The 25,467-nt window shown below is 61.2% G+C and carries 27 protein-coding genes; 16 read left to right on the top strand and 11 right to left on the bottom strand.

The genetic code is table 11. The features are described from left to right. The first annotated feature begins 158 nt into the window (after positions 1–158). Positions 159–635, top strand: a complete 477-nt coding sequence (locus tag BDD18_RS15050) for a DUF192 domain-containing protein (RefSeq protein WP_142084174.1) — start codon at positions 159–161, stop codon at positions 633–635. Positions 636–718: 83 nt separating this feature from the next. Here the strand turns inward: BDD18_RS15050 and BDD18_RS15045 are convergent, their stop codons facing one another. Together BDD18_RS15045 and xseA are read right to left on the bottom strand one after the other, a co-directional pair. Further along, positions 719–1,300 (bottom strand): superoxide dismutase, encoded by a 582-nt coding sequence (locus BDD18_RS15045; RefSeq protein WP_066690166.1) that lies wholly within the window; start codon positions 1,298–1,300, stop codon positions 719–721. 189 nt (positions 1,301–1,489) lie between these two features. Beyond that, positions 1,490–2,812 carry an exodeoxyribonuclease VII large subunit gene (gene xseA / locus BDD18_RS15040; protein WP_142084172.1) on the bottom strand — a complete coding sequence of 441 codons (1,323 nt, stop codon included), beginning with the start codon at positions 2,810–2,812 and terminating at the stop codon, positions 1,490–1,492. Positions 2,813–3,164: 352 nt separating this feature from the next. Here xseA and BDD18_RS15035 point away from each other — a divergent pair, with 352 nt between their 5' ends. From BDD18_RS15035 to adk, 6 genes are all read left to right on the top strand, one after another. Next, positions 3,165–3,797 (top strand): MotA/TolQ/ExbB proton channel family protein, encoded by a 633-nt coding sequence (locus BDD18_RS15035; protein ID WP_066783898.1) that lies wholly within the window; start codon positions 3,165–3,167, stop codon positions 3,795–3,797. An 18-nt stretch (positions 3,798–3,815) separates the two neighbouring features. Then, positions 3,816–4,250 carry an ExbD/TolR family protein gene (locus tag BDD18_RS15030; protein WP_066783920.1) on the top strand — a complete coding sequence of 145 codons (435 nt, stop codon included), beginning with the start codon at positions 3,816–3,818 and terminating at the stop codon, positions 4,248–4,250. Positions 4,251–4,342: 92 nt separating this feature from the next. Next, positions 4,343–5,365: a tetraacyldisaccharide 4'-kinase gene (gene lpxK / locus BDD18_RS15025; protein WP_244939145.1), complete on the top strand. Its 1,023-nt coding sequence runs from the start codon at positions 4,343–4,345 to the stop codon at positions 5,363–5,365. Positions 5,366–5,401: 36 nt separating this feature from the next. Beyond that, positions 5,402–5,584 carry a Trm112 family protein gene (locus BDD18_RS15020; RefSeq protein WP_142084167.1) on the top strand — a complete coding sequence of 61 codons (183 nt, stop codon included), beginning with the start codon at positions 5,402–5,404 and terminating at the stop codon, positions 5,582–5,584. Beyond that, complete coding sequence (gene kdsB, locus BDD18_RS15015; RefSeq protein ID WP_142084165.1) at positions 5,581–6,423, top strand: 3-deoxy-manno-octulosonate cytidylyltransferase; 843 nt, start codon at positions 5,581–5,583, stop codon at positions 6,421–6,423. The genes BDD18_RS15020 and kdsB overlap by 4 nt, the downstream gene beginning before the upstream one ends. 150 nt (positions 6,424–6,573) lie before the next feature. Next, positions 6,574–7,230: an adenylate kinase gene (gene adk / locus BDD18_RS15010; RefSeq protein ID WP_044394792.1), complete on the top strand. Its 657-nt coding sequence runs from the start codon at positions 6,574–6,576 to the stop codon at positions 7,228–7,230. Positions 7,231–7,441: 211 nt separating this feature from the next. Here the strand turns inward: adk and BDD18_RS15005 are convergent, their stop codons facing one another. Then, positions 7,442–8,419: an asparaginase gene (locus tag BDD18_RS15005; RefSeq protein ID WP_142084163.1), complete on the bottom strand. Its 978-nt coding sequence runs from the start codon at positions 8,417–8,419 to the stop codon at positions 7,442–7,444. 84 nt (positions 8,420–8,503) lie between these two features. Between BDD18_RS15005 and lexA the strand changes: the two genes are divergently transcribed. The 3 genes from lexA (at position 8,504) to BDD18_RS14990 (ending at position 10,926) form a co-directional block, all read left to right on the top strand. After that, the gene (gene lexA, locus BDD18_RS15000; protein WP_142084161.1) at positions 8,504–9,178 is read left to right on the top strand and encodes a transcriptional repressor LexA; all 675 of its coding nucleotides are present in this window, start codon (positions 8,504–8,506) and stop codon (positions 9,176–9,178) included. A gap of 129 nt (positions 9,179–9,307) precedes the next feature. After that, the gene (locus BDD18_RS14995; protein WP_142084159.1) at positions 9,308–9,796 is read left to right on the top strand and encodes a hypothetical protein; all 489 of its coding nucleotides are present in this window, start codon (positions 9,308–9,310) and stop codon (positions 9,794–9,796) included. A gap of 122 nt (positions 9,797–9,918) precedes the next feature. Beyond that, positions 9,919–10,926, top strand: coding sequence for a D-2-hydroxyacid dehydrogenase family protein (locus tag BDD18_RS14990; protein WP_066699363.1), 1,008 nt, complete (start codon positions 9,919–9,921; stop codon positions 10,924–10,926). 112 nt (positions 10,927–11,038) lie between these two features. On the opposite strand, the gene BDD18_RS14985 is transcribed toward BDD18_RS14990, so the two are convergent. The 4 genes from BDD18_RS14985 to BDD18_RS14970 form a co-directional block, all read right to left on the bottom strand. After that, the gene (locus BDD18_RS14985) at positions 11,039–12,169 is read right to left on the bottom strand and encodes a branched-chain amino acid ABC transporter substrate-binding protein (RefSeq protein WP_066783904.1); all 1,131 of its coding nucleotides are present in this window, start codon (positions 12,167–12,169) and stop codon (positions 11,039–11,041) included. Between the two features lie 148 nt (positions 12,170–12,317). Continuing rightward, entirely contained in the window at positions 12,318–12,584 is a 267-nt protein-coding gene (locus BDD18_RS22840) for a hypothetical protein (protein ID WP_338071829.1), read from the bottom strand. Between the two features lie 193 nt (positions 12,585–12,777). Further along, positions 12,778–13,212 carry a DNA polymerase III subunit chi gene (locus BDD18_RS14975; RefSeq protein ID WP_066699357.1) on the bottom strand — a complete coding sequence of 145 codons (435 nt, stop codon included), beginning with the start codon at positions 13,210–13,212 and terminating at the stop codon, positions 12,778–12,780. 6 nt (positions 13,213–13,218) lie between these two features. Continuing rightward, complete coding sequence (locus BDD18_RS14970) at positions 13,219–14,745, bottom strand: leucyl aminopeptidase (protein ID WP_142084155.1); 1,527 nt, start codon at positions 14,743–14,745, stop codon at positions 13,219–13,221. A gap of 23 nt (positions 14,746–14,768) precedes the next feature. On the opposite strand from BDD18_RS14970, the gene lptF reads away from it, so the two are divergent. The 6 genes from lptF (at position 14,769) to BDD18_RS14940 (ending at position 20,292) form a co-directional block, all read left to right on the top strand. Next, a complete protein-coding gene (lptF, locus tag BDD18_RS14965) occupies positions 14,769–15,863 on the top strand; it encodes an LPS export ABC transporter permease LptF (protein ID WP_066783919.1) in 1,095 nt (364 codons plus the stop codon). Next, complete coding sequence (gene lptG / locus BDD18_RS14960) at positions 15,860–17,008, top strand: LPS export ABC transporter permease LptG (protein ID WP_142084153.1); 1,149 nt, start codon at positions 15,860–15,862, stop codon at positions 17,006–17,008. Before lptF ends, lptG begins: the two co-directional genes overlap by 4 nt. 71 nt (positions 17,009–17,079) lie before the next feature. Continuing rightward, on the top strand, positions 17,080–17,511 hold the full coding sequence (gene tnpA / locus BDD18_RS14955) for an IS200/IS605 family transposase (RefSeq protein ID WP_026437438.1): 432 nt from the start codon (positions 17,080–17,082) through the stop codon (positions 17,509–17,511). Between the two features lie 81 nt (positions 17,512–17,592). Then, positions 17,593–18,063, top strand: a complete 471-nt coding sequence (locus BDD18_RS14950; RefSeq protein ID WP_142084151.1) for a sirohydrochlorin chelatase — start codon at positions 17,593–17,595, stop codon at positions 18,061–18,063. Positions 18,064–18,166: 103 nt separating this feature from the next. Beyond that, positions 18,167–19,108, top strand: coding sequence for a CysB family HTH-type transcriptional regulator (locus tag BDD18_RS14945; protein ID WP_142084150.1), 942 nt, complete (start codon positions 18,167–18,169; stop codon positions 19,106–19,108). A gap of 11 nt (positions 19,109–19,119) precedes the next feature. Next, positions 19,120–20,292, top strand: a complete 1,173-nt coding sequence (locus tag BDD18_RS14940; RefSeq protein ID WP_142084149.1) for a pyridoxal phosphate-dependent aminotransferase — start codon at positions 19,120–19,122, stop codon at positions 20,290–20,292. A gap of 86 nt (positions 20,293–20,378) precedes the next feature. Here the strand turns inward: BDD18_RS14940 and BDD18_RS14935 are convergent, their stop codons facing one another. The 4 genes from BDD18_RS14935 to rng form a co-directional block, all read right to left on the bottom strand. After that, positions 20,379–21,458, bottom strand: a complete 1,080-nt coding sequence (locus BDD18_RS14935) for an IS630 family transposase (protein WP_005801445.1) — start codon at positions 21,456–21,458, stop codon at positions 20,379–20,381. Between the two features lie 76 nt (positions 21,459–21,534). After that, the gene (locus BDD18_RS14930; protein WP_063462293.1) at positions 21,535–22,620 is read right to left on the bottom strand and encodes an IS630 family transposase; all 1,086 of its coding nucleotides are present in this window, start codon (positions 22,618–22,620) and stop codon (positions 21,535–21,537) included. A 104-nt stretch (positions 22,621–22,724) separates the two neighbouring features. Continuing rightward, positions 22,725–23,804 carry an IS630 family transposase gene (locus BDD18_RS14925; RefSeq protein ID WP_005801445.1) on the bottom strand — a complete coding sequence of 360 codons (1,080 nt, stop codon included), beginning with the start codon at positions 23,802–23,804 and terminating at the stop codon, positions 22,725–22,727. Between the two features lie 154 nt (positions 23,805–23,958). After that, positions 23,959–25,449, bottom strand: coding sequence for a ribonuclease G (gene rng / locus BDD18_RS14920; protein WP_142085012.1), 1,491 nt, complete (start codon positions 25,447–25,449; stop codon positions 23,959–23,961). Positions 25,450–25,467 lie beyond the last annotated feature (18 nt).

Raw genomic sequence — 25,467 nt, 5'->3', positions numbered from 1 at the left:
AGGGCTTGTTGTTCGGCCCGGCGCACAACGCGGAACCTGCGCCCAGGGCAAGCCTCCAAACACAAGCCTCCAAACCCGCGGCGGCGCCCGTCAGAGTTCGATGAAAATGCGGGCCAGTCGCGCAGCGCGCAACCCAGCAACCTTTCCTGAAAGCCACCATGCCCCGCCTTTCACCCGCCACCGCCCGGCTGCTTGCCACCAGCCTGATTGCCCTGGCCAGCACAGCCCCCGCCGCCGCCCAAGGCCAACCCCAAATGAACTTGCCGCGCATCGAAATCACGGCGGGCATGCACCGCATTGAGGCGCAGGTGGCGGCATCGCCCCAGGAGCGCCAAGCCGGCCTGATGCACCGCAAGGAAATGCCCGCACATGAAGGCATGTTGTTCGTGTTTGAACAGCCCGCCACGCAGTGCTTCTGGATGAGGAACACGCTGCTGCCACTGACGGCTGCCTTTGTGGCCGATGACGGCACCATCGTGAACCTGGCCGACATGAAGCCACAAACCGAAGACTCGCACTGCTCTGCCAAGCCCGTGCGCTACGTGCTGGAGATGAACCAGGGCTGGTTTGCGCAAAAGGGCATCAAGCCGGGCAGCAAGCTGGTAAATGCGGCGGTGTTCAACCCCAGGAAGTGAGCAGGCGACAAAGCCTGCGCCCATAAAAAAACGGCCTCGCGGCCGTTTTTTTATGCTCTGGTGAAACCAGACATGAAGCGAAATCAGGCGAAGTTGGCTTCGGCAAACTTCCAGTTGACCAGCTTGTCCAGGAAGGTTTCCACGAACTTGGGACGCAGGTTGCGGTAGTCGATGTAGTAGGCGTGTTCCCACACGTCCACGGTCAGCAGGGCCTTGTCGGCGGTGGTCAGGGGCGTGCCAGCAGCGCCGGTGTTGACGATGTCCACGCTGCCGTCAGCCTTCTTCACCAGCCATGTCCAGCCCGAGCCGAAGTTGCCCACGGCGCTCTTGACGAAGGCTTCCTTGAAAGCGGCATAAGAGCCGAACTTGGCGTTGATGGCTTCAGCCAGGGCGCCCGTGGGTTCGCCGCCGCCGTTGGGGGCCATGCAGTTCCAGAAGAAGGTGTGGTTCCAGATTTGGGCTGCGTTGTTGTAGATGCCGCCGGAGGACTTCTTGATGATCTCTTCCAGAGTCATCGATTCAAACTCGGTGCCCTTTTGCAGGTTGTTCAGGTTGACCACATAGGCGTTGTGGTGCTTGCCATGGTGAAACTCCAGCGTTTCCTGGCTGTAGTGAGGGGCCAGTGCGTCGATGGCGTAGGGCAGCGGGGGCAGGGTATGTTCCATGGTGGTGATTCCTCGTGGTTTGCAATGCTGGAAGAGCGGCAGCCGTCTGATGGGCAGCGGGTCGCCGCGCTGGCGCGCAATTTGACGCGACGGAGCATTGTAGAAAGATCCATAGCCCTGTGCTGAGAAGTGGCGATCAGGCGACGGTCATTCGCCCGTAACGCACGGCGCTATCACCGCCGCAGCGCGTTACAGCAGGCGGGGCTGGTCTACGGTCACGTCCAGCACCCCGTCTGCCAGCGTGGCGCGCAAGGCATCGCCCAGGCGGGCCTGGCCCACACTGGTCACCGCGTGGCCGTGGCTGTCGGTCAGCAGGGCATAGCCGCGCTGCAGCACCAGGTGCGGGTTCAGCAGCTCCAACTGCATGCGGGCGCGTTCCAGCCGGTCAGACTGCAGGGCGATGTGGCGCGCCGTTTTTTGAGCAAAATCGGCCTCCAGCGCTTTATTCTTCAGCGCAAGGCGCTCTAAATTCAATAGCATTCCGTGACGCAGGCGCTGCGCGCAGCGGGCCAGGCGCAATTGCTCGCGCGCAGCCAGGCCCGATGGGCGCCCCAGCCGCTGCGCAGCCTGGTCCAGGCGCTGGTGGCGCAGGTCGATCTGGCGCTGCACGGCGCTCTCCAGCCGGTCGGCCAGCAAATCGAGGGCGCCGAGCCACACCTCGCGCGGCTGAGCCACCAGTTCGGCGGCGGCCGTGGGGGTGGGCGCGCGCAGATCGGCGCAAAAGTCGGCAATGGTGAAATCGGTCTCGTGCCCCACCCCGCTGACCAGCGGCACCGGGCTTTGCACAATGGTGCGCGCCAGTTGCTCGTCGTTGAAGGCCCACAAGTCCTCCATCGACCCACCGCCGCGCACCAGCAAGATCACGTCCACCACTACCGGCGTTGCTTTGCCATCTGCCGGAGCCTCGCCTTCGGCCAATGCGTACATCTGCCGCAGTGCGGTCACCATGGATTGGGGCGCCGCAGCGCCCTGCACCTGCGCAGGAATCAGCACCACGGGGATGTGCGGCACGCGGCGCCGCAGGGCGGTCACCACATCGTGCAAGGCGGCTGCGCCCAGCGAGGTGATCAAACCGATGCCCCGTGGCTGCACCGGCAGCGGGCGTTTGCGCCGGGGATCGAACAGGCCTTCACCTTCCAGCTGGGCTTTGAGGCGCAGAAACTGCTCGAACAAAGCGCCCTGCCCCGCGCGCTGCATGCTTTCAACGATGAACTGCAGATCGCCCCGGGCCTCGTACACCCCCAGGCGCCCGCGCACTTCCACCAGTTCCCCATCGCGCGGCGAAAAGTCAAGCAGGCCTGCCGCCCGGCGGAACATGGCGCAGCGCAACTGGCCGTTGGCGTCCTTGATGGAGAAGTAGCAATGCCCGCTGGATGCGCGTGAGAAGCCGGTGATCTCGCCGCGCACCGCGACAGGATTGAACCGGGCCTCCAGCGCATCAGCAATGGCGCGGCACAGCGCGCCAACTTCCCAGATACGCGGCGCCGCTGCGGGCTGTGGCGACTCAAACATAGCCCAGCCCTGGGGTTGACAGAGCGCTGAAGGGGTCAGTACTCCACAGCTCGGGGCGTGCAGCGGTGCAACATAGACCTGCGACACCCACACCGCGCAAAACAAGAAGGCACGTACAAGTTATTGATTTATAAGACATTTTTGCTGTTCAATTTTTCAGCAATCTGTTCCAAGCACGGATTGGCGCGGGTTCAAGTGGGATACCCACCCGCTTACCCACAAAGTTATCCACAGATTTTGTGAGCGAGTGGCACATGCCAGACTGGCAGTTTTCTCGTAACGGTTTGTGACCTCAAAGCGCCAGCCACGTGGGCCATAATTGCCGGCTGACTACATCCGAGCGGAGAGAGAATTGCTGTCCATCATACAAGCCGCAGGCTGGCCCATCTGGCCCCTTATTGCCTGCTCTGTCCTGGCGCTGGCCTTGATTTGCGAGCGCTTCATCTCTCTGAAAACAGCGCGCATCGCGCCCCCGAAGCTGCTGGATGAAGCCATCACCGTTTCGTCGCGTTCGCTGCCCACGCCCGACGTGGTGAACCAGCTGGCCCAAAGCTCTGCGCTGGGTGAGGTGCTGGCTTCCGGGCTGCGCGCACTCAACAACAACCCCCAGTGCAGCGAGGCCGACCTGCGCGCCACCATGGAAGGCAACGGCCGCGCCGTGGCCCACCGGCTTGAAAAGTACCTGAGCGCGCTGGGCACCATCGCCTCTGCAGCGCCTTTGCTGGGCTTGCTGGGCACAGTCATCGGCATGATCGAGATTTTTGGCTCGCAAACGGGCGGAACCGGTGCCATGGGCAGCGGCAACCCTGCGCAGCTGGCGCACGGCATCTCTATTGCCCTGTACAACACGGCGTTTGGTCTGATTGTCGCCATCCCTGCGCTGATCTTCTGGCGCTACTTCCGTGGCCGCGTGGATGCCTACCTGCTGACCCTGGAGCTGGCGTCCGAGCAGTTTGTGCGCCACATCCTGCGCCACCGCAAGTAAGCAGCGCGGGGTATGCCCATGAACTTCCGCCCCCGTGCGAAGGATGAGCCCGAGATCAACCTGATCCCATTCATCGATGTGCTGCTGGTGATCCTCATCTTTCTGATGCTGACCACCACCTACAGCAAATTCACCGAGCTACAGCTGACCCTGCCCGTGGCCGATGCCGAGCAGCAGCGTGACCACCCCAAGGAAGTCATCGTGGCGGTGGCGGCCGATGGCCGCTACGCCGTGAACAAAACCGGCGTTGAAGGCAAAAGCGTGGACGCCGTGGCCCTGGCGCTGCGCAGCGCTGCCAGTGCCGGCAAAGACAGCGTCGTGATCATCAGCGCAGATGCCACGGCCCCCCACCAGTCCGTGGTCACCGTAATGGAAGCTGCCCGGCGCGTAGGGCTGACCCAGATCACCTTCGCCACGCAATCCACCGCGGGCGCTCGCGCGGGCAGCCGCTGAGCGGCATGGCAACGCAGCCGCCCTTGCCCCCTTCTACCGGGCAGGCCGCGCAGACCAAGGCCGCTGGCAGTGCTCCGCAGGGCTGGCCAGCCATGTGGCTGCACCGCAACCTGCGCAGCTGGGCGCTGTGGCCCGTGTCCCAGCTGTACCGCGCCCTGATCGCATTACGGGCAGCGCTCTACAAGATGGGCGCGCTCCGTTCCCAGCATCCCGGCAAGCCGGTCATCGTTGTGGGCAATGTGGTGGCGGGCGGGTCGGGCAAAACCCCGGTGGTGATGGCCTTGGTGCGATACCTGCAGAACCAGGGGCTGCGCCCCGGCGTCATATCGCGCGGATACGGCCGTACCACCACGGACTGCCGCGCCGTGCTGCCCCATGCAGTGGCCAGTGAGGTCGGCGATGAACCCTTGCTGATCGCCACCCAGTGCCAAGTGCCGGTGTACGTGGCCCGCCAGCGCATTGAGGCGGCGCGTGCGCTGCTGGTGCAGCACCCGGACACCGACGTGCTGGTGTGTGACGACGGCCTGCAGCACCTGGCGCTGGCACGCGATATCGACATTTGCATCTTCAACGCACAAGGCACGGGCAATGGCTTTTTACTGCCCGCAGGCCCCTTGCGCGAACCCTGGCCGCGCCCCGTGGACTGGGTGCTTTACGCGGGCGACACCCCTCCCCTGCCAGCCGCCACTGGTGGCAACAAGGGCGGCTCAAAGGCTCCAGCCTTTGCCGTCCACCGCAGCCTGGCCGACCATGCCGTGGCGGCAGACGGCACAGCCGTTGCGCTGAGCACCCTGCGCGGCCGCCCCCTGCATGCCGTGGCAGCGATTGGCCAACCGGGTGCCTTTTTTGCCATGCTGGAGGAAGCCGGCCTGACGCTGGCACATGCAGAAGCCCTGCCAGATCACTATGATTTTGATAGCTGGTCGCGCTTGCCCAGCAATGCTGAGGTGCTGATTTGCACTGAAAAAGATGCCGTCAAACTGTGGAAAAAGCACCCCGAGGCACTGGCAGTACCGCTGGAACTGGCGCTGGACGCGCGTTTTTTGCAAGGCCTGAAAGATCAATTGCTCGCGCTTGCGGCGCCGCTATCATCGACCACCCCATCTGCGCGCTGAGCGCATGGCCCCCTGTCTGATTCTGAATTGCCCGCCATGGACCCCAAGCTGCTCGAACTGTTGGTATGCCCAGTCACCAAAGGCCCATTGACCTATGCCAAAGAGACCCAAGAGCTGATCTCCCGCAGCGCGCGTCTGGCCTACCCTGTACGCGATGGCATTCCCGTGCTGCTCGAAAACGAGGCACGCCCCCTGACGGACGAGGAGCTGGAGGCATGAGCCACGGCGTCCAGCCGACCTCATCCACCAATCCGTCGGCTTTCACCGTGCTGATTCCGGCACGCTTGGCATCGACGCGCCTGCCCAACAAACCCCTGGCAGACATTGCCGGCCTGCCCATGGTGGTGCGCGTGGCACAACGCGCACAGCAAAGCAAGGCCGAGCGCGTGGTCGTGGCGGCAGACGACGAACTCATCCTGCAAGCCTGCCAGCAGCACGGCGTGCAAGCCCTGCTGACGGACAAAGACCACGCCAGCGGCAGCGACCGCCTCGCCCAGGCCTGCGCCCAGCTGGGTCTGCAGGGTGACGATATCGTCGTCAACGTGCAGGGCGACGAACCCCTGATGGACCCTGCGTTGATCGACGAAGTGGCTGCGCTGCTGTCGGCCCACACCGATGCCAGCATGGGCACGGCCGCGCATGCCATCGCCTCGCAATCCGACTACCTCAACCCGAACGTGGTGAAGGTGGTGCTGGACGCCCGCAACATGGCGCACTATTTCAGCCGCGCACCCATCCCGTGGTCCAGAGACCAATCCGATCTGGCCTGGTGGCATGAAGAACAGATGGCACCTGCCGTGCGCAGCGCCTCTGCAGGCTTTGCACCGCTGCGCCACGTCGGCATCTACAGCTACCGGGCCGGTTTTCTGAGGCAGTTTCCGCAGCTGCCCCCTGCGCCTACGGAAGCTGTCGAGGCACTGGAGCAGCTCAGGGCCCTGTGGCATGGCCACCGCATTGCCGTTCATATCGCCGCTGCGACCCCTGGCCCCGGTGTGGACACCCCCGAAGACCTCGAAAAAGTTCGCGCTATTTTGGCGTTGCAGGGCCAAGCCCACTGAGCCGCGTGCAAGGGGTGGCGCAAGTGCCAAGCGTAAGCCAGAGCCAAGCTGTCACATGCTATCCTTGCCCGCCACAAGAGCACGGCATCCTGGACGCCGCACCGCGCCCCTGCTAGCCGTGCCACACGATTTCTAACCTTGAGGACCTCCATGAGACTGATTCTGCTGGGCGCGCCGGGCGCCGGAAAGGGCACGCAAGCCACCTTCATCTGCCAGAAGTACGGCATCCCGCAAATCTCTACCGGCGATATGCTCCGCGCAGCAGTCAAGGCAGGTACCCCCTTGGGCCTGCAGGCCGATGCCGTGATGAAGGCTGGCGCCTTGGTCAGCGATGAGCTGATCATCAATCTGGTCAAAGAGCGCATTGCCCAGCCCGACTGCGCCAAGGGTTTCCTCTTTGACGGTTTCCCCCGCACCATTCCCCAGGCCGATGCCATGAAGGCTGCCGGCGTCAAACTGGACTACGTGCTGGAAATTGATGTGCCCTTCGAAGCCATCATCGAACGCATGAGCGGCCGCCGCTCCCACCCCGCCAGTGGCCGCACCTACCACGTCAAGTTCAATCCTCCGAAGGTGGAAGGCAAAGACGATGTCACCGGTGAAGACCTGATCCAGCGCGAAGACGACAAGGAAGAAACCGTCAAGAAGCGCCTGCAGGTGTACAGCGACCAGACCCGCCCCCTGGTGGATTACTACAGCAACTGGGCCAAGAGCGAGCCATCGCTGGCTCCCAAGTACCGTGCCATCAGCGGCACCGGCAGCGTCGAAGAGATCACGGCGCGCGCGCTGGAAGCGCTGAGCAGCTGAGTTCTGCCATGCATTCTGGCGTGATGTAACAGGCACTTCTGCACATTGCTCTGGACTGCGACCCTCAAAAGCCCCGGTAGGCAGCCAGCCTACCGGGGTTTTTTGCGTTCAGCCAGCCCAATTGGTGTGCGCTCTTGCCATCAGAAGCCTTGGCGATCGAAAAAGCAGATACAAGGCAATAGCAAGACAGCGCAGCCTGTGACGGCAGAGGTCATACGCCGGAAATCTGCATGGCTCGCTCCGCAAGCAAGTCAAGCAACAGTGCCACCCTTGCCTTGATGGGCGAAAGCCCGGCATAGCTGGGGAAGTCCCCTAAATCCCCGACCAAGGACTGACCCTGGCCGCAACGGGTTGCCTTGACGACGCGAACACCGCGCTCACTTGCGCGCAGCAACGCGTCCTTCAATTCATGGTGCAGTGATCCATTGCCCGTGGAAGCCACCACCAGGCCCTTCACCTGCGCGTCTACCAAGGCATCTACCGCACGGCCGCTGACGCCCGCGGCGCTCAGCACCACCTCAACCCAAGGCCAACCCTGCGCCGCAGGCAGATCATTCAACAGGGCTGTGTGGGTTGAATTGGCCTGCGTTGAGGGGCGCCGCAGCCAGCGCACCTGGCCTTCTTCTACCCAACCGCAAGGCCCTGCCTCACCAGAACTGAACGCATCGACCCGGTAGGGAAACGCCTTGTGAACCCAGCGCGCTTCATGAACGGTGCCTGCAGCCACTGCCAGCACGCCCCTGGCATCTGGCTCCAAGGCGACAGCCACAGCGTCCAGCAAGTTTTGCGGCCCATCGGGCGACAAAGCCGTCGCAGGACGCATGGCACTGGTCAACACCACGGGCTTCTCGGGGCTCAAGATGCACTGCAGAAACCAGGCAGTTTCTTCGAGCGTGTCTGTGCCATGGGTAATGACAATACCGCGCACCTCAGGGTCTGCCATCGCATCCCGGCAGCCCATCGCCAGTGCACGCCACACGTCAAAACCCATGTCCTTGCTATCGATCTGCGCCACTTGTTGTGCAACCAGTTCGTGGCCTTGCAACGCCGCCTGCATGCCGGGAATATTCGCCAACAACTCGCCTATCGCGACCTCACCAGCTTTGTAGCCCACGTTGTCAGACATGGAGGCTGCCTTGCCGGCAATCGTGCCACCCGTGCCAAAAACGACGATTTTTTGCTTACTCACTTGCGCACTCCAAAAAACTGGTCAAAAATACAGTTACTGGATTAAAAAACAGTAATCAACCACCTCGCCCTTACCCACACCGCCATGCTCGACAACCCCAAACTCACGGCCCGGCAGCAGCAGATTCTGGACTTGATCCAGCACGCAATAGCGCGAACCGGTGCCCCACCCACACGGGCCGAAATTGCGACAGAGCTTGGATTCAAATCCGCAAACGCTGCTGAAGAGCATTTGCAAGCACTGGCCCGAAAAGGCGTCATTGAACTGCTCAGTGGAACCTCCCGTGGTATCCGCCTGCGCAATGACACCGTCAGGGCCATCAACGCAGCCCGTGGGCAACACTTTGCCAACCCCCTGCAGCAGGCAACCCAATTGTTTTTGCCCTTGATCGGACGCGTTGCCGCAGGCTCGCCCATTCTCGCGCAGGAACATGTGGACCAAACCTACTGCCTAGAAAACAGCCTGTTCCAGCACAAGCCTGACTATCTCCTCAAAGTCAGAGGTATGTCGATGCGCGATGCAGGGATCATGGACGGTGATTTGCTCGCAGTGCAAGCGACCAAAGAGGCGCGCAACGGTCAAATCGTGGTGGCGCGTCTGGGCGATGAAGTCACCGTGAAAAGACTCAAGCGCACCACCAAAGGCGTTGAACTGCTGCCAGAAAACCCAGATTACCCCGTCATCACAGTCCAGCCGGGCGAAGTGTTTGAAATTGAGGGGCTGGCGGTAGGTCTGATCCGCAACACCATGCTGATGTAACGCACAAGGTCAGTGCACAGGTTCCAGGTGGCGGGCGTTTGGCGCAGCAAGTTTGTTTGCGCCAGCCCTGGGACATTCTGTTGTTTTCAATCCTGCCTATGTTCGTCCACCGATTTTCGGAGAATTCACATGGGAACTGGAACCACGCCCCTTTCATCCATCCGTAAACCGCTGCAGGCAGTAACGCGCTTTTTGTGGTCGCTCAAGGGCAGCAAACAACACATCGGCATCGTTTCCAAGCAGCTTGATGGCGATGCGCCACCCAAGCCATTGCCCACACTCGCCACCGGTCATGCGGAAGTGCACTTAACCCTAGCCACCCAAAGCGCTGTGGCTACCACCGTGTCTCGCCGCAAGCAAACTTCGCCACCCAAAGGTCGGCATTTGTACGTTGCGGCGAGCAAACCGATTCAAAAAGGCGAGACTGCAGACCTCTTTGCCACGCCTTCGGAGCAAGATGCCCCCGCAGGCTCAAAGCAGACCCTCAAGCCTCTTCGAATCGTTCACTCACGCGGCGGCAAAGATGGAGGCAGGCTGGTCATTTCCGGACGAATGGCAGACGTATGTGCCGAACTGGACCGTATGGCCGCCAGAGAAGCCGCTTTGGCGTACGGATGACGCCAACGCGCTGACTGACCACGCCGCCATGGCCCGCCAACGCGCTACATCACGTTGCATATGGCGCTTGCGAAGCGACATCCTGCAAGGAATTGGCGGCGTCTACAAGGCACAATACCGGGATGAATATCGTTATCCTGGACGACTATCAAGACGCGGTACGCAAGCTGCATTGCGCCTCGCGGTTAGACGCCTACACAGCCAAGGTCTATACCAACACCGTCAAAGGGCTGGGCCAACTTTCGGTGCGGCTGAAGGATGCAGACATCATTGTGCTGATCCGGGAGCGAACCCAAATCACCCGGCAGCTGATAGAGAAACTCCCTCGACTCAAGCTGATCGCCCAGACCGGGAAGATCGGCAGTCATGTGGATGTCACGGCTTGCACCGAGCGAGGTATTGCGGTCGCTGAAGGTGTGGGCTCGCCAGTAGCGCCTGCCGAGCTGACCTGGGCTCTGATTATGGCAGCCAGCCGTCGCCTACCCCATTACATCGCCAACCTCAAACATGGAGCATGGCAGCAATCCGGCCTCAAAACAGCATCCATGCCGCCCAACTTTGGGATCGGCTGCGTATTGCGTGGCAAGACCCTGGGGATTTGGGGCTATGGCCGTATCGGACAGTTGGTAGCTGGCTATGGGCGGGCGTTTGGTATGAACGTCCGAATCTGGGGGCGCGAAGCCTCGCGTGCGAAAGCGCTGACCGATGGCTACCAGGCAGCCAGTACGCGTGAGGAGTTTTTTGCCCAGTGCGATGTTATTTCCCTGCATCTGCGCTTGAATGATGAGACCCGCAACATCGTCTCGCTCGAAGATCTCTCATGCATGAAGCCCACGTCTTTGCTGGTGAATACATCACGCGCTGAACTCATTGAACCCGATGCCCTGATTGCAGCGCTGAACCGCGGACGCCCGGGCATGGCCGCCGTGGACGTCTTTGAGAGTGAACCGATCTTGCAGGGCCATGCGCTGCTCAGGCTGGAGAACTGCATTTGCACCCCGCACATCGGCTACGTTGAGCAAGACAGCTATGAGCTGTACTTTGGCGCTGCTTTTGACAACGTCGTCAATTTCATCAAGGGAACGCCCACCAACATCGTGAACCCTGGGGCTCTGCAAGTGCGCCGATAAATGCTCTGCCACTGAGGTGCCGCCTGGCAAACTGAAACCAGGTAGCGCAAGAACAAAGGCCTTCTGCTTTCATCAAGCAGAAGGCCTTTTTAGCGAGACCGCTGAGCAGACTTTAGTTCAGAGGAGTCTTCTTGCCATCCTTGTAAACGTACAGGGTGATGGCAGGGTTTTTCATTTCGCCGTTGGGTTCAAACTGGATCGTGGAAGTCACGCCCTTGAAGTTGGCCTTCAGCAGCTCAGGGGTGTAAACCTTGGGATCCCAAGAATTGGCGCGCTTCATAGCGTCAACCAGCAGGAAGGTCGCGTCATAGGTGTAGGGGCTGTACACCTGGAACTGGTTGGGGTACTTGGCATCGTACTTGGCCTTCCAAGCCTTGCCGCCAGGCATCTTGTCCAGCGAAGAGCCGCCTTCGGCGCAAACCACGTTGGCCAGTGTCTTGGCGCCGGCAGCGAGCTTGGCGATTTCGGACGTGCAGACGCCATCACCACCGAAGTACTTCACGTTGCCCATGCCCAGCTGTTCCATTTGGCGCAGCATAGGGCCAGCCTGTGGATCCATACCGCCGAAGAAGATGGCGTCTGGGTTCTTGGACTTGATGGCAGTCAGAATGGCCATGAAGTCTGTAGCTTTGTCGGTGGTGAACTGCTCGTCAACCACTTTCATGCCCTTGGCTGCAGCGGTCTTCTTGAACACGTCAGCAACGCCTTGACCATAAGCGGTACGGTCGTCCACGATGGCGACAGTCTTGAGCTTCAGGGTGTCGGCAGCGTAGGAAGCCAGACCAGCGCCCAGTGCGTTGTCGTTGGCAATGATACGGAAGGTGGTCTTGTAACCGGGCTTGGTCAGGTTGGGGTTGGTGGCCGCGCCGGTGACGTGAGGAATGCCACAGTCGTTGTAAACCTTGGATGCAGGGATGGTGGTACCGGAGTTCAAGTGGCCCACAACGCCAGCAACCTTGGCATCGCACAGTTTCTGAGCGGCTGCAGTGCCTTGCTTCGGATCAGCAGCGTCGTCTTCAGCAACCAGTTCAAACTTGATCTTCTTGCCGCCGATGGTGACACCTTGTGCGTTCAACTCTTCAATGGCCATGCGGGCGCCATTTTCGTTGTCTTTGCCGTAGTGAGCCTGGGCGCCGGAAACAGGAGCCACGTGACCGATCTTGACCACCTGCTCTTGTGCAGAGGCAACGCCGGCAACAGCTGCGATAGCAGCAACCACGGTCAGTTTCAACTTCAATTGCATATCTATCTCCAGTAAAGGTAAACGCTGAGAATTGTTCTTGTGTCTCAACGCAGTGAAACATATCGCAATTTACAGGCCAGCTCATTAGGGAACACGATTAAATGCAGCGCGAAACCACAGGGGATTACCCTGTTACCGTTGCGCCAAGTCACTTTTGACCTGATGCCAGCTCGTCTGCAACGGCTTCGTACACCGCGTGGCGCACCACCGATTCGATTTCTTCGCGCAGGCGCGGAAGCACCGATCTGGTTTGCTCTTGCACCACCGTGGCGATCGCCTCGCGCAACCTTTGGTCAAGCACCACATCCACGCGCTGCATGACGCGATGAATCATGTATTCCTCGACGCCATCCGGCATGCGCTGGGCGGGTGGCTGCGGGGTCGCGGCCGCCGGTGAAGGGACTGCTGCGGGCATAACAGGCGGCCTCTGAGCCAGACTGGCCGGGGCTGCCCGCACTGGCGCAATCGGGCGGGTGACAGGCCTCGAGGAGGCTGGAGGCATGACCGGTGCAGCCGCAGGCCGTGGGACACCAGCCACCGGGGCTTGCACCACTTCGGTGAGGGTTGGAACAAATTTCGGAGGAACTCGGGGAGGAGAGGTTGCCACATCAACCCCCTTTCAACACCAAGTCATGCCGGGCGATGGCATAGCCGCGAGAGGCGTATTGCTTCCAACGCAATCGAGCATGCCCCCGATCCTGCTCATCGACGGAACTCACCACCTCGATCAAACGCAAGAAACGCTCGAAACCCGCCGGCACCTGGCTGTCCAGATTCAAAAGCACTTCATGGTGCGGAACCTGGCGCAGCTCACTGGCCAGCACGACCGGGGTAGCGGCAATTTGGTCTTCATCCGCATCGGCAAAGCAATGGGCAACAAAGTCCTGCGGTGAAAAAGACCAGAGCATGCGGTCCAGCTCAGTCAGCACAGGCCGTGGGGCGAGGATCACCAACCGGGCGCCCGCGCGCTGGGCCTTGCGTGCAAAGCGGCACGCGTAGGCGAGCTTGTCCGGGGCGTTGAAGTGGAAGGCAATCTCTGTCATCTCTTCTTACTTGGCAGAAGGTGCCCGCCGCACGGTTTTGACAGCCTTGGCGCGCGCTGTGGCGGCGGGCTTGGACTTGGCAGAGGCAGCAGCGTTGCTGGCGTGCGCGAGCAGGTACTGAAGCAGCAGCCCCACAGGGCGACCCGTGGAGCCCTTGGCTGCGCCACCCTTCCAGGCCGTGCCTGCGATATCCAAGTGCGCCCATGGCAAGTCGCCCACAAATTTTTGCAGGAACTTGGCTGCAGTGATGGAGCCACCCGCCCGCCCTGCCACGTTGCCCATGTCTGCAAAATTGCTCTTGAGTCCCTCGGCGTATTCATCGTCGAGGGGCATGCGCCAGCACGGGTCGAGAGACGCTTCACCGGCTTGGTGCAATGCATGCGCCAGCTCATCACGGTTGGCATACAGGCCGCTGCGCACCCCGCCCAGCGCAATCACGCAGGCGCCGGTCAGCGTGGCAATGTCCACGATCGCTGCAGGCTTGAAGCGGGCCGCATAGGTGAGGGCATCGCACAGCACCAGACGTCCTTCCGCATCGGTATTGAGAATTTCGATGGTCTGTCCACTCATGCTGGTAACCACATCACCAGGCTTCACGGCGCGGCCATCGGGCATGTTTTCGCACGCCGGGATCAAACCCACCACGTTCAATGTGGGCTGCAGCTCGGCCAGTGCCTTGAACACCCCCAACACACTGGCCGCCCCGCACATGTCAAACTTCATCTCGTCCATTTCGCCCGCAGGCTTGATGGAGATACCGCCCGTGTCAAAGGTAATGCCTTTGCCTACCAGTACCACGGCAGGCACATCCTTGCCGGCACCACGGTAATGCAGTTCAATGAAGCGCAGGGGCTGCTCAGTGCCTTGGGCGACCGCCATGAAAGCGCCCATGCCCAGCTTGGCCACTTCCGCCGGGCCGTGCACCTTGCACTGAACGCGGGGCTGCTTGGCCAAAGCCTTGGCCGCATCGGCAAGCATCGTAGGGGTGGCGTAATTGGCGGGCCGGTTGCCCCATTCGCGGGCCAGTTCGATACCCGCCACCAAAGCGACTCCGGCATCAAATTCCGCACGGGCTGCAGCCACATCGGCTACACCCACCACACAGCGGGTCAGCGCACGCGCTTCGGCTTTGGATTTGGTGGTGGTGTAGACATAGCTGGCTTCTGCCACCGCCTGCACCGCAATGCTGACGTGGGAAGCTGCCAGCGGCGATGCAGACAACACCACCATGCGCTTGATCTGTGGCCCTTTCAGCAAACCAGACAAAGACAACACCGCTTGCCGCACAGCACGCGCCGAGCCGTCTCCTGTTCCCAGAAACACCACACGCTTTGCAGCCGCTGCCGAGGTCCCATAGCACTGCAGGTGTTTGCCAACCTTGGCGCTGAAGTCCCCCTGCTTGATCGCCTGCGCCACCAGGGCCGACAGCTCATCCCGGCCAGGCTTGAACTCCTCTGGCACCAAAACAGCGAGCAGGTCGCATTTTTCGATGGCGGCCGCTTCCAAATCCAGTTTCTTCAGATCAAAGTTCATAATCGGTGTTTTCCTTCGAGCCAATGTTATTCGATTCATCTATTCGCAAGGAGCTGGCGCGCAGCTTCGGCGCGACGCTGGTGGTGCTGGTCACGGTCGTAATGACCATGATGCTGATCCGCACCCTCGGGCAGGCCTCCCGTGGCAGCGTCAATCCCTCAGACGTCATGCTGGTGATGGGGTTCACCGTGCTCGGCCAGCTGCCCATCATTCTCAGCCTGAGCCTGTTCGTTGCGGTGGTCAGCACCCTTTCCAGAATGTACCGCGACAGCGAAATGGTCATCTGGTTTGCCAGTGGGCGCGGCCTGGCCAGCTTGCTTCGCCCCTTGCTGCGATTCGCCTGGCCTGTCATGGCCGTCATCGCTGTGCTGTCGCTTGCAGTATGGCCCTGGTCCAACACGCAGATTCAGGAGCTGAAGACACGTTACGAGCGGCGCAGCGACATTGACCGTATTGCCCCAGGTGAATTCCAGGAATCGGCCAACGGCACACGGGTGTTCTTCATCGACAAGGACACTCCTGATGAACAAGCGGGCAACAACATCTTCATCGCGACCTCGACGGGTGACAAAGAGACCGTGACCAGCGCCCGCAGCGCCCGCATGGAAATTCGTGGGGAAGACCGGATTGCCGTGCTCAGTAACGGCCAGCGGCTGGAAACCACCCGCAACCAGCCGGGGTTGAAGATCAGCGAATTTGAGGAATATTCGACCCGCATCGGCTCAGCCCCGCCCGGTGCAGCGGAAGAGTTTTCCGTCAAAACCCGCTCGACCCCTGCCCTGCTGGCGCAACCCGTGCCTGTGCACATGGCAGAGTTGGGCTGGCGCGTAGGGCTGGCACTGGCTGCGCTCAATTTCGTCGTACTGGGGCTGGCCCTGGCCAGCGCCAACCCCCGTGCCGCGCGCAGCACCAGCATGGTGCTGGCACTGTTTGCCTTCATTGTTTACTACAACCTCATGACGCTGGGCCAGAGCTGGGTGGGCTCTGGGCGCATGGGCCTGCTGGCGTTCATGGCTCTGCTGCATGGCGGCACGTTCGGAGCAGGCATGCTTTTGTTGGCGATACGGCACAACCAATGGACGCCCCGCCGCCTTTGGGCACAAAGGAGCCCCGCTTGAATACCCTGCGCCGCCTGATTCACCGCGAAGCCGTGTTCGCGGTTGCGTTTGTCACGATGGGCTTTCTGGCCCTGTTCTTTTTCTTCGATTTGGTCGATGAACTGCGCTGGATTGGCCGCACGGGGTCAGACGGCTACCAGCTGTCCCATGCCCTGCTGTTTGTCGCGCTCAGCATTCCCAGCCATTTGTATGAGTTGCTGCCCATCACCGTGCTCATCGGCACCATTTTTGTGATGGCGCGCCTGGCGCAGAGCTCTGAATTCACCATCATGCGCACCAGCGGCATGGGCCCCTGGCTGGCATTGCGCACGCTGCTCACACTGGGTGGCTTCTTTGTGCTGCTGACCTTTGCTGTGGGTGACTACCTGGCTCCACTCACCGACAAAGCGGCCCAGCTGATCAAGGTGCGCCACCTGGGCAAACTCAGTTCGGGTGCCACCGGGGCGTGGCTCAAGGCGCGCCAGGACGACCACTCCTTCGCCGTCAACGTGCGTGCCATCGGCGCCGATGGCGGGCTGATCGACGTGCGCATCTTTGAGTTTGACGAGCAGGGCAAGATCGCCTCGCAAACCCGTGCAGCAACAGGACAAGTGCAGGGTTCGGACGACGCCGCCTGGGTGCTGCGCGATGTGCAGCGCAGCGTCTTTCACCAACGCGCGGCGGATGAAGCCCAGGTAGAGCACCAAAAACTGCCAGAGTGGCGCTGGCCCACCAACATCAGTGCCGACATGATTGCCGCATCGCTGCTCAAGCCTGACCGCATGGCGACGTTTGATCTGTTCCAGTACATCCGCCATCTGGACGACAACGGGCAGTCCGCGCAGCGTTATGAAATCGAGTTTTGGCGCAAGGTCTTCTACCCCTTGAGCTGCCTGGTCATGGTGGTTTTGGCGCTGCCCTTCGCATACCTGCACTTCCGCTCAGGCAGCATTGCAGGCTACGTTTTCGGGGGCGTCATGGCTGGCATCAGCTTCTTTTTGCTCAACAACGTGTTTGGCTACGCGGGCAACCTGCAAAACTGGTCTCCATGGCTTACCGCTGCCGCGCCGGGGCTCATTTACTCTGTGTTGTCACTGGCCGCCTTTGGCTGGCTAGCTACCAAAAGGAGGCCCCCCGGCTCTGCCGGGGAGGCAGTAGAAGTTTGACTTTTCAGGAGGTTGTCCACCGTAGAGACTTTCAATCGTGAGCCGCCAAGCAAACGAAAGGAAGAAACACGATGGACAAGTATGAAAGTTTGAGTCACACGGCCTGGGATTGCAAATATCACGTGGTCTTCATCCCCAAGTGTCGAAGGCGAACGCTGTACAAGCAGCTACGCGAACACCTGGGTGAGGTATTCAGAAAGTTGGCCGCGCAAAAGGAATGCAGGGTTGAAGAGGGGCATCTGATGCCCGATCACGTGCACATGATGCTGTCGATCCCACCGAAGTACTCGGTGTCGCAGGTGGTGGGCTTTATCAAAGGCAAGAGCGCAATCCACCTTGCGCGGGTGTACGGAGAGCGAAAGCGCAACTTCGTGGGTCAGCACTTCTGGGCGCGAGGGTACTTCGTCTCGACGGTGGGACGCGACGAAGCGGTGATACGGGAGTACATCCGAAACCAGGAGAAGGAAGACGAGAGGTTGGACCAACTCGGTCTATGGAGGTGAGTAGCCACCGATAGGTGGCCCCAAGAATGAGGGGCCGCGTTAGCGACCCCTTACAGCCGCTTTGAGCGGCTCACATCCCGAATGCCCCCGGCTTTGCCGGGGGATGGTTACTGCTGCGGCGCTAGCCAGGCGCAGCCCATTTTGGCGCGCCAATTCTTTGATTCCACATCCATGACCGAGCCCACCTCTGCTGTCGTTCTTTTTTCGCACGGCTCTCGCGACCCTCTCTGGCGCGCCCCCATTGAGGCCGTGGCCGCGCGCATCAAGGCAGACCACCCGCAGCGCCCGGTGGTTTGCGCCTATCTGGAACTGAGCGAGCCTCCATTGGCGCAAGCGGTGGCAGGCCTGGTAGCTGCAGGCGCAACCCATGTCACCGTGGTGCCCATGTTCCTGGGCACCGGCAAGCACGCCCGCGAAGACCTGCCTGTCCTGGTGCAGCAACTGCGCGACAACCACCCCCAGGTGGCCATTCATGTGCAACCCGCTATTGGCGAAGACCCGCGCATGACGGCCTTGATGGCCGACATTGCCTGCGAACGCCCCGCTGCCTGAAACGCAATACGGCAAGCGCCACAGGTTGCGCTCTTGGGCGGATCCGCGCCAGTTCTTTAGATGAATGAAGCATAATGATGCAAATCTTTAGCCTTCATCAGATATGAACCTGCACCAATTCCGCTTCGTGCAAGAAGCCGCCCGCCGCAATCTCAATCTGACCGAAGCTGCCAAAGCCCTGCACACCTCCCAGCCGGGCGTGTCCAAGGCCATCATTGAGCTAGAAGAAGAGCTGGGCGTGGACATCTTTGCCCGCCACGGCAAACGCCTCAAGCGCATCACCGAGCCCGGCCAGCATGTGCTGCAGAGCATCGAAATCATCATGCGCGAGGTGGGCAACCTCAAGCGCATTGGCGAACAGTTCAGCGCCCAGGACAGCGGTACCCTGAGCATTGCCACCACCCACACCCAGGCCCGCTACGTGCTGCCCGTGCCCGTGGCCCGCCTGCGCGAGTCCTATCCCAAGGTCAACATCAGCCTGCACCAAGCCACACCGCACGAAGTAGCCCGCATGATCATTGACGAGGGGGCCGAGATCGGCATGGCCACCGAATCCCTGGCCGACTACCCCGAGCTCGTCACCCTGCCCTGCTATGAATGGCAGCACGTGCTGGTGGTCCCCAACGGCCACCCGCTGGCACAGAAAGAACGCATCGGCCTGGACGACCTGGCGCACGAGGCCCTCATCACCTACCACCCCTCCTTCACCGGGCGCGGCAAGATCGACCATGCCTTTGCCGCGCGCAAGCTCACGCCCCGCATCGTGCTTGAAGCGATTGACTCCGACGTGATCAAGACCTACGTGCGCCTGGGCCTGGGCATTGGCATCGTGGCCGAGATGGCCATGCGCGACGACCCGCTGGGCGACCTGGTGGTGCGCCCCGTGGGCCATCTGTTTGGGCAAAGCGTGGCCCGCGTGGCCTTCAAGCGCGGCGCGTACCTGCGCAATTTCGTCTATAAATTTGCCGAACTGCTCAGCGACCGCCTGAGCCGTGAACTGATCGCCCGGGCCATGACCGGCCATGTGAACGACTACGAATTCTGACCCGCCCCACCATGACCAACGCCACTTCTGCCGCACGCACGCCCGCCTTTCCCAGCAAGCTGCCCAACGTGGGCACCACCATCTTCACGGTGATGTCCGCCCTGGCCACCGAGCACAACGCCGTCAACCTGGGGCAAGGCTTTCCAGACTTTGAATGCGCCCCTGAACTGGTGGACGCCGTCACCCAGGCCATGAAGGCCGGTCACAACCAGTACCCGCCCATGCCCGGCGTGCCCGCACTGCGCGAAGCCGTGGCACGCAAGATCGAGGCACTGCACGGCCGCGCCTACCACCCTGGCACGGAAATCACCATCACCGCCGGGGCCACGCAGGCCATCATTACCGCCATTCTTGCCATCGTGCACGCGGGTGATGAGGTGATCGTGCTCGACCCCTGCTACGACAGCTACGTGCCCAACATCGAGCTGGCAGGCGGCAAGGCCGTGCGCGTGCCCCTCACGCCCGGCACCTTCCGCCCCGACTTTGCCAAGATCAGCGCTGCCATCACACCGCGCACCCGGGCCATCATCATCAACAGCCCGCACAACCCTAGCGCCACCATCTGGACGGCCGACGAGATGCGCCAGCTCGAAGCCCTGCTCGCGCCCACCGACATCCTGCTGATCAGCGACGAGGTGTACGAACACATGGTGTTTGACGGTGCCGAACACCAAAGCGCCGCGCGTTTTGCCGGCCTGGCGGCACGCGCGTTCATCGTGTCCAGCTTTGGCAAGACCTTCCACGTCACAGGCTGGAAAGTGGGCACCGTGGCAGCGCCTGCAGCACTGACGGCCGAATTCCGCAAGGTGCACCAGTTCAACGTGTTCACCGTCAACACTCCCATGCAGCATGGCCTGGCCGCCTACCTGCAAGACCCTACGCCCTATCTGCAACTGCCCGCTTTCTACCAGGCCAAGCGCGACCTGTTCCGCCAGGGCCTGGAAGGCTCGCGCCTGAAGCTGCTGCCCAGCACCGGCAGCTACTTCCAGTGCGTGGACATTTCGGCCGTGAGCGACCTGAACGAATCAGATTTTTGCCAGTGGCTCACGCGTGAAGTGGGCGTGGCGGCCATTCCGCTGTCGGCCTTTTATGGCGACGGCTTTGACCAGCGCGTGGTGCGTTTTTGCTTTGCGAAGAAGGATGAAACCCTGCGCGCAGCGCTGGAGCGCCTGCGCAAGCTTTGAAGGCACTGCCAGGGCACTTTGATGCCTTTTAGCGCTCTGGCGCTTATCCGACAAGCGCCACTAGTGTGGTGTCTCAAAAGTAATCATCAAATAATGGTACTCGCTGCCCGCGCCACAGATGCCAAGATGGTGTCCGCACTTTTATGCCACACGAACGGCTTGGGATCCTCGTTGTGACGATCAATGTATTCCCGTATGGATTGCTCCAGCTGAGCAACGCTGGTGTGGGCGCTGCGCTTGATCCACTGCTCGCTGATCTGGCTAAAGAAACGCTCGACCAGATTGAGCCAGGACGCTGAGGTGGGCGTGAAGTGAACGTGGTAGCGAGGATGGGCTGCTAGCCAGGCCCGCACTGCCTGCGTCTTGTGCGTGCCGTAGTTGTCCATGATCAGGTGAATGTCTTGTTCGCCAGGCACCGCTGCATCGATGGCTTTGAGGAACTGCAGGAATTCCACACTGCGGTGACGGCGCTTGAGCTGTCCTATGACTTTGCCAGTGGCCACATCCAGCGCTGCAAACAGCGACGTTGTGCCATGGCGCTTGTAATCGTGCGTGCGCGTGCTGGGTTTGCCAAACGTCAGTGGTAACCCTGGTTGGGTGCGATCCAGAGCCTGGATCTGGCTCTTCTCGTCCACGCACAGCACCAAGGCGCGATCGGGTGGTGCCATATACAGCCCCACCACATCCCGTACCTTGTCCACGAAATGGGGATCCGTCGATAGCTTGAAGGTTTCTTGCAGGTGCGGCTTCAGCCCAAAGGCATGCCAGATGCGCTGCACCGTCGCGGGCGATACGCCAGCGTGCCGACTCATCTGGCGCACGCTCCAGTGCGTGGCGTTGTCAGGCTTGCTCTGGCGAACCTTGTCCACAATGAGCTGAACCTGCTCGTCGCCCACACTGCGCGGGCGGCCAGCGCGCGGGGCATCGGTCAAACCCGCCAGACGATACGCCCGGTAGCGCCGCCGCCACTTGGAGACAGTTTGCACCGTCGTGCCCAAGCGTTGGGCAATCATGGTGCCTGACTCCCCATCTGCGCAGCCCAGCACGATTCGCATGCGCAGCTTCTCGTCCTCGGGCGCTTTGCGTACGCGCAGTCGCGCATGCAGCTCTGCGCGCTCGGCATCGGTGATCTGCAGCTTCGTGGCGGGGCGTCCAGGGTGGGCCATCAGCGTAGTCTCCTATAAGGAAGCTGATTCGACCAACACCGGTCAAAATAGTTCTATCTATTTTTGAGACACCACACTAGTGTCCTGAGTTAGAAATTCGCAGACAAAATCTCTCGATACTCGCCAGGATGTCATCGGCAGACTTGACCCACGCGAACGGTTTGGGATCTGAATTGTTCAACTCCAGGTATTGGTGGATTGCCTGCTCAAGCTGTCTTGTCGATCGGTGTGTGCCGCGACGGATGCACTTCTCGGTCAGGGTTGCAAACCAACGCTCCACCTGATTGAGCCAGGACGCGGAGGTTGGCGTGAAGTGCACGTGGAACCTGGGATGTCTTGCAAACCATGCCTTGACCGCAGGGGTCTTGTGCGTGCCGTAGTTGTCCATCACCAAATGCACATCCAACTGGGCTGGCACATTCGCTTCAATGGAGCGCAGGAACTGCAAAAACTCCGTGCTGCGATGGCGCCGGTGTAACTCTCCAATCACTTGGCCCGTGGCAATGTCCAGTGCCGCAAACAGCGTCGTCGTTCCATGGCGCATGTAGTCGTGGGTTCTGCGCTCAGGGATGCCCGGCATCAGCGGCAAGATCGGCTGTGTGCGGTCCAATGCCTGTATTTGACTCTTCTCATCCACGCACAACACCATCGCCTTGAGTGGCGGGTCCATGTACAGGCCGACAATGTCGCGGACCTTTTCGACAAAAAACGGATCACTGGAGAGTTTGAACGTCTCCTGGCGGTGCGGCTGCAAACCGAAAGCCCGCCAGATTCGACTCACAGCCGTCTGTGACATGCCCATTGCGCGGGCCATGGTGCGACTACTCCAGTGAGTCGCGCCAACTGGCACAGACTCCAGCGTCTTGGCGATCACTGCATCGACGCGCTCATCTTCAATCGTGCGCGGAGCGCCAGGGCGCGGCGCATCCAGCAAACCCTCCAAGCGCAGTTCAACAAAACGGCCCCGCCACTTGGAAACCGTCTGCTGCGTGACCCGCTGGCGCGCTGCCACCACCTTGTTGTCCAGGCCCTCAGCGCACGCGAGCACGATGCGCGCGCGCAGGGCCAAGGCCTGCGCGGTCTTACGGCGCTTGGCCAACGCAATCAATTGCTCTCGCTCCGTTGCGCTCAACACCAATGGAGTCTTTGGTCTTCCGCTCATGGCCACCTCGTCGTGTAACACCCTACACGAATGATTGCCATCAGGGAAAATAATTCAATGAATTTTTAACTCAGGACACTAGTGTGGTGTCTCAAAAGTAATCATCAAATAATGGTACTCGCTGCCCGCGCCACAGATGCCAAGATGGTGTCCGCACTTTTATGCCACACGAACGGCTTGGGATCCTCGTTGTGACGATCAATGTATTCCCGTATGGATTGCTCCAGCTGAGCAACGCTGGTGTGGGCGCTGCGCTTGATCCACTGCTCGCTGATCTGGCTAAAGAAACGCTCGACCAGATTGAGCCAGGACGCTGAGGTGGGCGTGAAGTGAACGTGGTAGCGAGGATGGGCTGCTAGCCAGGCCCGCACTGCCTGCGTCTTGTGCGTGCCGTAGTTGTCCATGATCAGGTGGATGTCTTGTTCGCCAGGCACCGCTGCATCGATGGCTTTGAGGAACTGCAGGAATTCCACACTGCGGTGACGGCGCTTGAGCTGTCCTATGACTTTGCCAGTGGCCACATCCAGCGCTGCAAACAGCGACGTTGTGCCATGGCGCTTGTAATCGTGCGTGCGCGTGCTGGGTTTGCCAAACGTCAGTGGTAACCCTGGTTGGGTGCGATCCAGAGCCTGGATCTGGCTCTTCTCGTCCACGCACAGCACCAAGGCGCGATCGGGTGGTGCCATATACAGCCCCACCACATCCCGTACCTTGTCCACGAAATGGGGATCCGTCGATAGCTTGAAGGTTTCTTGCAGGTGCGGCTTCAGCCCAAAGGCATGCCAGATGCGCTGCACCGTCGCGGGCGATACGCCAGCGTGCCGACTCATCTGGCGCACGCTCCAGTGCGTGGCGTTGTCAGGCTTGCTCTGGCGAACCTTGTCCACAATGAGCTGAACCTGCTCGTCGCCCACACTGCGCGGGCGGCCAGCGCGCGGGGCATCGGTCAAACCCGCCAGACGATACGCCCGGTAGCGCCGCCGCCACTTGGAGACAGTTTGCACCGTCGTGCCCAAGCGTTGGGCAATCATGGTGCCCGACTCCCCATCTGCGCAGCCCAGCACGATTCGCATGCGCAGCTTCTCGTCCTCGGGCGCTTTGCGTACGCGCAGTCGCGCATGCAGCTCTGCGCGCTCGGCATCGGTGATCTGCAGCTTCGTGGCGGGGCGTCCAGGGTGGGCCATCAGCGTAGTCTCCTATAAGGAAGCTGATTCGACCAACACCGGTCAAAATAGTTCTATCTATTTTTGAGACACTACACTAGCTACTTTTTTCATAGCAAAGAGCCAGCAAGCAGGGTGAAGCCTGGGTCACGGGCCACCCGCCCTGGCCCGTTGGCTACAGCAGAACAATGTCGTACTGCTCTTGCCCCATGGCGCTTTCCGCCTGCAGGGAAATGGGTTTGCCGATGAAGTCCGACAGGCCCGCCAAGTGCTGGCTTTCCTCGTCCAGAAACAGCTCCACCACCCGCGGTGAGGCCACCACGCGAAACTCGCGCGGGTTGAACTGGCGGGCCTCGCGCAGGATCTCGCGCAGGATGTCGTAACACACGCTGCGCGCCGTCTTCACGCTGCCCTTGCCCTGGCAGGCTTCGCAGGGCTCGCACAGCATGTGCGCCAAAGATTCGCGGGTGCGCTTGCGCGTCATCTCTACCAGGCCCAGTTGCGAGAAGGTGCCGGACGACATGGTCTTGACCCGGTCTCGCGCCAGTTGCTTCTTGAACTCGGACAACACAGCCTGCTGGTGGTCCTCGCGCACCATGTCGATGAAGTCCACGATGATGATGCCGCCCAGGTTGCGCAAGCGCAGCTGGCGGGCGATGGCCTGGGCGGCTTCCAGGTTGGTCTTGAAGATGGTGTCGTCAAAATTGCGCGCACCCACGTAGCCGCCTGTGTTCACGTCGATGGTGGTCAGCGCCTCGGTCTGGTCCACGATGAGGTAGCCGCCCGATTTCAGCTCCACCCGCCGCCCCAGCGCCTTGGCCACTTCTTCGTCAATCGAATACAGGTCAAAGATCGGGCGCTCGCCTTTGTAGTGCTGCAGCTTGCCCGCAGCCGCCGGCATGAACTCCTGCCCAAAGGCACGCAGGCGATGGAACTGCTCCATCGAATCGAGCCGGATGGTCTGCGTATGGTCGCTCACCAGGTCGCGCAACACGCGCTGCAGCAAGTCCAGGTCCTGGTGCAGCAACGACCCAGCAGGCAGCTTGACGGAAGCCTCCTTGATGCGCGCCCAGGTCTTGCGCAGGTAGGCAATGTCTTCGGCCAGCTCGGCATCGGTCGAGTCTTCTCCGTTGGTGCGCAAAATGAAGCCACCGCCGCCGCCCGCGGATTTATCGCCCACCAGCGCCTGTAGCCGTGCCCGCAGCGCATCACGCTCGGCCGGGGGAATCTTCTGCGACACGCCCACATGGTCGTCCTGCGGCAAAAACACCAGCAGGCGGCCTGCAATGCTGATCTGCGTGGACAGGCGCGCACCCTTGGTGCCAATGGGGTCCTTGATGACCTGCACCATGAGCGACTGGCCTTCAAACACCTGTTTTTCAATGGGCAACTGCGGCTCGGTCTTGCGGGCGAAGGCGGGTGGCTCGCCATCAGGCTGGCGGTGCCACACATCGGCCACATGCAAAAACGCCGCACGCTCCAGCCCGATGTCGATGAACGCCGACTGCATGCCCGGCAGCACGCGCGAAACCTTGCCCAGGTACACGTTGCCCACCAGCCCACGCTCCAGCGTGCGCTCGATGTGCAGCTCTTGCACCGCCCCGTGTTCCACGACGGCCACGCGGGTTTCTTGGGGCGACCAGTTGATCAGAATGTCTTGTTGGATAGCGGCCATGGCAGATAT

This window comes from Acidovorax temperans, from assembly GCF_006716905.1.
GTDB classification, from domain to species: domain Bacteria; phylum Pseudomonadota; class Gammaproteobacteria; order Burkholderiales; family Burkholderiaceae_C; genus Acidovorax; species Acidovorax temperans.
Note: the sequence above shows the minus strand (reverse complement) of the source record. Positions and strands in the feature narration are given on the sequence as shown.

What these genes read in the sequence shown, in the direction of transcription:
- BDD18_RS15050 (WP_142084174.1), top strand. Translation starts at nt 159, where the DNA reads ATGCCCCGCCTTTCACCCGCCACCGCCCGGCTGCTTGCCACCAGCCTG.
- BDD18_RS15045 (WP_066690166.1), bottom strand. Translation starts at nt 1,300, where the DNA reads ATGGAACATACCCTGCCCCCGCTGCCCTACGCCATCGACGCACTGGCC.
- xseA (WP_142084172.1), bottom strand. Translation starts at nt 2,812, where the DNA reads ATGTTTGAGTCGCCACAGCCCGCAGCGGCGCCGCGTATCTGGGAAGTT.
- BDD18_RS15030 (WP_066783920.1), top strand. Translation starts at nt 3,816, where the DNA reads ATGAACTTCCGCCCCCGTGCGAAGGATGAGCCCGAGATCAACCTGATC.
- lpxK (WP_244939145.1), top strand. Translation starts at nt 4,343, where the DNA reads ATGTGGCTGCACCGCAACCTGCGCAGCTGGGCGCTGTGGCCCGTGTCC.
- BDD18_RS15020 (WP_142084167.1), top strand. Translation starts at nt 5,402, where the DNA reads ATGGACCCCAAGCTGCTCGAACTGTTGGTATGCCCAGTCACCAAAGGC.
- kdsB (WP_142084165.1), top strand. Translation starts at nt 5,581, where the DNA reads ATGAGCCACGGCGTCCAGCCGACCTCATCCACCAATCCGTCGGCTTTC.
- adk (WP_044394792.1), top strand. Translation starts at nt 6,574, where the DNA reads ATGAGACTGATTCTGCTGGGCGCGCCGGGCGCCGGAAAGGGCACGCAA.
- lexA (WP_142084161.1), top strand. Translation starts at nt 8,504, where the DNA reads ATGCTCGACAACCCCAAACTCACGGCCCGGCAGCAGCAGATTCTGGAC.
- BDD18_RS14995 (WP_142084159.1), top strand. Translation starts at nt 9,308, where the DNA reads ATGGGAACTGGAACCACGCCCCTTTCATCCATCCGTAAACCGCTGCAG.
- BDD18_RS14990 (WP_066699363.1), top strand. Translation starts at nt 9,919, where the DNA reads ATGAATATCGTTATCCTGGACGACTATCAAGACGCGGTACGCAAGCTG.
- BDD18_RS14985 (WP_066783904.1), bottom strand. Translation starts at nt 12,169, where the DNA reads ATGCAATTGAAGTTGAAACTGACCGTGGTTGCTGCTATCGCAGCTGTT.
- BDD18_RS22840 (WP_338071829.1), bottom strand. Translation starts at nt 12,584, where the DNA reads ATGCCCGCAGCAGTCCCTTCACCGGCGGCCGCGACCCCGCAGCCACCC.
- BDD18_RS14975 (WP_066699357.1), bottom strand. Translation starts at nt 13,212, where the DNA reads ATGACAGAGATTGCCTTCCACTTCAACGCCCCGGACAAGCTCGCCTAC.
- BDD18_RS14970 (WP_142084155.1), bottom strand. Translation starts at nt 14,745, where the DNA reads ATGAACTTTGATCTGAAGAAACTGGATTTGGAAGCGGCCGCCATCGAA.
- lptF (WP_066783919.1), top strand. Translation starts at nt 14,769, where the DNA reads ATGTTATTCGATTCATCTATTCGCAAGGAGCTGGCGCGCAGCTTCGGC.
- tnpA (WP_026437438.1), top strand. Translation starts at nt 17,080, where the DNA reads ATGGACAAGTATGAAAGTTTGAGTCACACGGCCTGGGATTGCAAATAT.
- BDD18_RS14950 (WP_142084151.1), top strand. Translation starts at nt 17,593, where the DNA reads ATGCCCCCGGCTTTGCCGGGGGATGGTTACTGCTGCGGCGCTAGCCAG.
- BDD18_RS14945 (WP_142084150.1), top strand. Translation starts at nt 18,167, where the DNA reads ATGAACCTGCACCAATTCCGCTTCGTGCAAGAAGCCGCCCGCCGCAAT.
- BDD18_RS14940 (WP_142084149.1), top strand. Translation starts at nt 19,120, where the DNA reads ATGACCAACGCCACTTCTGCCGCACGCACGCCCGCCTTTCCCAGCAAG.
- BDD18_RS14935 (WP_005801445.1), bottom strand. Translation starts at nt 21,458, where the DNA reads ATGGCCCACCCTGGACGCCCCGCCACGAAGCTGCAGATCACCGATGCC.
- BDD18_RS14930 (WP_063462293.1), bottom strand. Translation starts at nt 22,620, where the DNA reads ATGAGCGGAAGACCAAAGACTCCATTGGTGTTGAGCGCAACGGAGCGA.
- BDD18_RS14925 (WP_005801445.1), bottom strand. Translation starts at nt 23,804, where the DNA reads ATGGCCCACCCTGGACGCCCCGCCACGAAGCTGCAGATCACCGATGCC.